The organism is Salicola sp. AFF1, assembly GCF_056783195.1.
The window spans coordinates 1-3871 of sequence record NZ_JBXAYL010000058.1 but is presented as its reverse complement, the minus strand read 5'-3'; the positions used below and the strand labels follow the sequence as shown (position 1 = coordinate 3871).

At 58.5% G+C, this 3871-nt stretch carries 5 protein-coding genes; all 5 read right to left on the bottom strand.

The genetic code is table 11. The features are described from left to right. Positions 1-164 precede the first annotated feature (164 nt). Positions 165-335: a hypothetical protein gene (locus AC1RQI_RS16290; protein ID WP_481905665.1), complete on the bottom strand. Its 171-nt coding sequence runs from the start codon at positions 333-335 to the stop codon at positions 165-167. 83 nt (positions 336-418) lie between these two features. Next, positions 419-1297 carry a DUF6159 family protein gene (locus tag AC1RQI_RS16285; RefSeq protein WP_481905664.1) on the bottom strand — a complete coding sequence of 293 codons (879 nt, stop codon included), beginning with the start codon at positions 1295-1297 and terminating at the stop codon, positions 419-421. A 247-nt stretch (positions 1298-1544) separates the two neighbouring features. Then, positions 1545-1850 (bottom strand): hypothetical protein, encoded by a 306-nt coding sequence (locus AC1RQI_RS16280; RefSeq protein WP_481905663.1) that lies wholly within the window; start codon positions 1848-1850, stop codon positions 1545-1547. 30 nt (positions 1851-1880) lie between these two features. Then, positions 1881-2294 (bottom strand): hypothetical protein, encoded by a 414-nt coding sequence (locus AC1RQI_RS16275; RefSeq protein WP_481905662.1) that lies wholly within the window; start codon positions 2292-2294, stop codon positions 1881-1883. Between the two features lie 600 nt (positions 2295-2894). Then, positions 2895-3758, bottom strand: coding sequence for an MBL fold metallo-hydrolase (locus tag AC1RQI_RS16270; protein ID WP_481905666.1), 864 nt, complete (start codon positions 3756-3758; stop codon positions 2895-2897). Between the last annotated feature and the right edge of the window lie 113 nt (positions 3759-3871).

Genomic DNA, 3871 nt, shown 5'->3' with positions numbered 1-3871 from the left:
GGATGGAGAGCGGGTGGACGATCAATCTGACAGGAGCGCCGCCTGATGGTCATACACCAGATTTGACAATAACTCCGGGAACTGTGGACCAGCCCCCTCGCCTGCGGGAAGACCGGCTGATTGTTGGCATCAATCAAGCCGCCGGGCTTCAAGCCCAAGCAGCGCTAGGCCAGCCGGACAATGTCTTCGTATTCCCGGGTATGGACCACAGGCTCGGCGACCGGTTCCGACGCCAGGCTGCAGGCCTCGTTAACCATCGCGCTGGCGACGGTGCTCGCCTCAATCCCCTGATACCTGGCGAGAGGGCCCATCAGCAGGCTGTTGACCAACGGCATGGCCTTAATTCCCAAAGCCTCGGCGGTGCGGTGCTCCTTCCGGTCACCCAGCAACAGGCTTGGGTGGTAGAAACACCCTCATTTTAGGCACCCCGGCGTGACTTCCGATGGCGGAAAGCGTTCTGCATCGTTTCCTCATCGAAGCCGGCTGGCAGCTCTCCTTGTTCGGCATAGATGTAGAGCGCGGTGTTGAATACACGATTCGCCGCGCTGAACACCAGTCCCACAAGCAACACGTAAGCGGCGCAGATCGCCAGGGCGGCCACGGTCCCGGATGTGCCCAGCCCTCCAAGCGCCATGAACAGAACGTAGCCCAGCGGAATGACCAACAACAAAAACACGAATTGCATAACGCCCAGCCCGAAGTGACGCACGAGGCTCTCGCCCCAGGTTTTCTTGAGCGTTTCCATGGAACGCTTGATCGCATCGATCGGCCCGAGTTCGTGAAAGACCATGGCAGGCACAACAAAGAGGGTGGTGACGCTCCAGGCTATGGCCAACAGGGAGTGGAGGATGCTGGCGATTATTTTCGCGGGACCGCCGGCCTGCTCCGCGAGCCCTTCGATAGCACGAAGCAGGAGCCCGACAGTGGCGGCCACGACGCTCCATGCGGCAATCAGCCGAATCCGTGACATCGCGAAGCGCAGGCTCTCCATGAAGGTGGCGTCGCCGCCTTCGAAGCGTGTCTTGGCGGTGTAAACCACACAAACGTTGAAGAAGGTCGCAATAAAGGCCAGGACGAAATAGGTGATGGCGAGCAGGACATACTCAGCAGCGCCCAGGGCCTGTTCGGCTTGTCCCTCGTACGCATCGACCACAAGGGTGGGGAACAGCAAAGCGCCTGCAAACAAAAGGGAAAAGATCCCCGCAAGGAGCGGAAAGAGCAGCATCTCCCTGTCCTGATTGATAACCCCAAAACTCAGCTTCGTGATTCGCCAGCTTCGCTGGAAAACGTGGATCATTGCAGTGCCTCCAATGGCAGGGTGTAGGAGCGAAAGGGTACACCAGGAATGGCGCCCAGTTGTCCTTTATTGAACCAATGAATTTCTGACCCGAGACGCAAGAGCTCAATCTTCGTTGCAGGCATAACAATCCCTTGTTTTAGGCAGGTGTAAAGTCCGGATAGCATTTCAGCAAGAAGCCACTATCGGAAGCAAGGCCAGCCCACTAAAACCGTGGCAACGACCACAAAATCATGGATGCGCCAAGCTAAACCATAGGCCTCCAAACATGCGGCAAAAACCGAAACCCATCCCCGTCCTCAGCCAAATACCCGATCCCCGGAAAATCCAGATGATGCCCGGCGACCAGTTCCCGGGATTCGGCCAGTTCGGCCATGATGCGGCGGCGGGTGGTGGCGGCCCGGGGCGGGTCGACGTCGAAGGCGACCGTGGCCTCGGGGCGCGGGAACTGGACGCCGGGGAGGTGGACGATGTCCGTCCAAATCAGGATCCGGTCCTCGCCGGAGACGATGCGGTAGCCGGAATGGTCCGGCGTGCGGCCCGGTAGCCGCACGCGGGTGATGAGGACCGTGTCGATGGCGCTTTACATCGTGTTCGAAAGATACTCGTATTCGCCAACATCCGGGTCCGTGAAACAGGTGCCGCTTCTGCGTGAGATCGAAAACTTTGGCTCGTTTCCCCTAGACACACCAACGGCACGATATTCGGAAGTACAGCCCTCTTCCGTTTCATGGTTGGACTCAACCAGAAATACGTACATGCCATTCACATAAACGAGCTTCGGCACATTGGTCTCGTTATGCGTCACGATACGGCAGGAAGCATCGGCGTGCTTGAAATCCGGGTCAAGCGTTCCGCTTTCCCCTTCCCTTTCATACAGCACCTGGCAATCGTTGCTAAGCGCAAACTCCATATTGAACACTTCCAGAGATCCTGCGCTGGCTACTGGAGCTGCAACCATTAGCGTTGAAAGAAATGCTTTAATAATAAGTCTCATCACGGCAGTTCCCAGAACCAAATCGTTTCAGCATCCCAGTATTCCGATCCTACCGGCATGTTGCCTTTCCAGAGGTCGATGTGCCCCTGACCACTGTATCCAGGGATGTTCATATAGCAAATGACCCCTTTCTTCCCCTGGATCTCAGCTGGAGCTCTTCTATCCTCCTGCGCACCCCAACCCCATGGTCCGGGTTCCAAACACTTTGCTTTTTGACAGCACACTCGCCAGATCCTGTGCTCCACGCATGAAGCCATGCGGACACGTATTCCTGGAACTCGACTTGAAAGCAGGCAGGAAACGATTATCCGCTTTAACGAGCGCTTCACTCATGCGGATCGCGCAGGTGTTGGGAAAGTTCATGCTGCAGGAATGGACGCTTGAAGGAGACGTCCTGTAGTGGGAAGCAACTTTTGCAAAAGTAGGCTTAATCATAGCAATCGTCCTTAATCTGTGGATCATCCTTAAAAGCATGTTGCACCGACTGTCATCTAAGCCGAGTGCTCAAAGCTTGGTCGAAATTTACGATGGGCGCCGCTGACGTGTCAACACTAACTGCACAGCTTTGAGAAACAGCAAGGGCAGCATGCACGATGTGGATTAAACCCCCGGCCTCCAAACATACGGCAAAAACCGAAACCCATCCCCGTCCTCGGCCACAGTCCCGATCCCCGGAAAATCCAGATGGTGCCCGGCGACCAGTTCCCGGGATTCGGCCAGTTCGGCCATGATGTGGCGGCGGGTGGTGGCGGCCTGGGGCGGGTCGACGTCGAAGGCGACCGTGGCCTCGGGGCGCGGGAACTGGATGCCGGGGAGGTGGACGATGTCCGTCCAGATCAGGATCCGGTCCTCGCCGGAGACGATGCGGTAGCCGGAGTGGTCCGGCGTGTGGCCCGGTAGCGGCACGCGGGTGATGCCCGGCAGGACCTCGGTGCCGGCCAGGCGCTGCATGCGCGAGCCGACGGCGGCGATGACGCGGTGCGCGGCCTGGAACTGTCTTGCCAAGACCTCGGGCGCGCCCTCCGGGATGTCGCCGCGCCAGTAGTCGAGTTCGCAGGCCGGAACCAGCACACTTGCCTTCGGGAAGACCGGTTGATCGTCGGCATCGATCAACCCGCCGACATGGTCGGGATGCATGTGGGTGATGAGGACCGTGTCGATGGCGCTGGCGTAGAGGCCGATGGCGTTGAGGTTGGCCATCAGACCGGCACCGCCCTCGCCGGCGAAGGCGCCGATGCCGGTGTCGATCAGGATCCGGTGATCGCCGGTATCCAGCAGAAAGGCGTTAAGGGTGATGCGCGGCGGTGAGGGCCGGCGGTTTTCGGCGTGCAAGCGCCTGGCCTCTTCTTCAGGGATCGACTGGACCAGGCCGAAGCTGCCTTCCATCTGGGCATCCAGCAGGGTTGTTAGGACGAAATCGCCGATGCGGAGTTGGTGGATGTTCGCGGCTTGGGATTGGGGCATAAGATCCACTCAACGACGTAGGCAGCTGAAATCGATTACCTGAATCAGTGACTTCGCAGGCCAATATACCCCGCAAAGCGCAAGCTGGGCTAATACGGGCAAAATCTGAATAG

Coding starts and splice junctions, on each gene's coding strand:
- AC1RQI_RS16290 (WP_481905665.1), bottom strand. CDS start 335: ATGCCGTTGGTCAACAGCCTGCTGATGGGCCCTCTCGCCAGGTATCAG.
- AC1RQI_RS16285 (WP_481905664.1), bottom strand. CDS start 1,297: ATGATCCACGTTTTCCAGCGAAGCTGGCGAATCACGAAGCTGAGTTTT.
- AC1RQI_RS16275 (WP_481905662.1), bottom strand. CDS start 2,294: ATGAGACTTATTATTAAAGCATTTCTTTCAACGCTAATGGTTGCAGCT.
- AC1RQI_RS16270 (WP_481905666.1), bottom strand. CDS start 3,758: ATGCCCCAATCCCAAGCCGCGAACATCCACCAACTCCGCATCGGCGAT.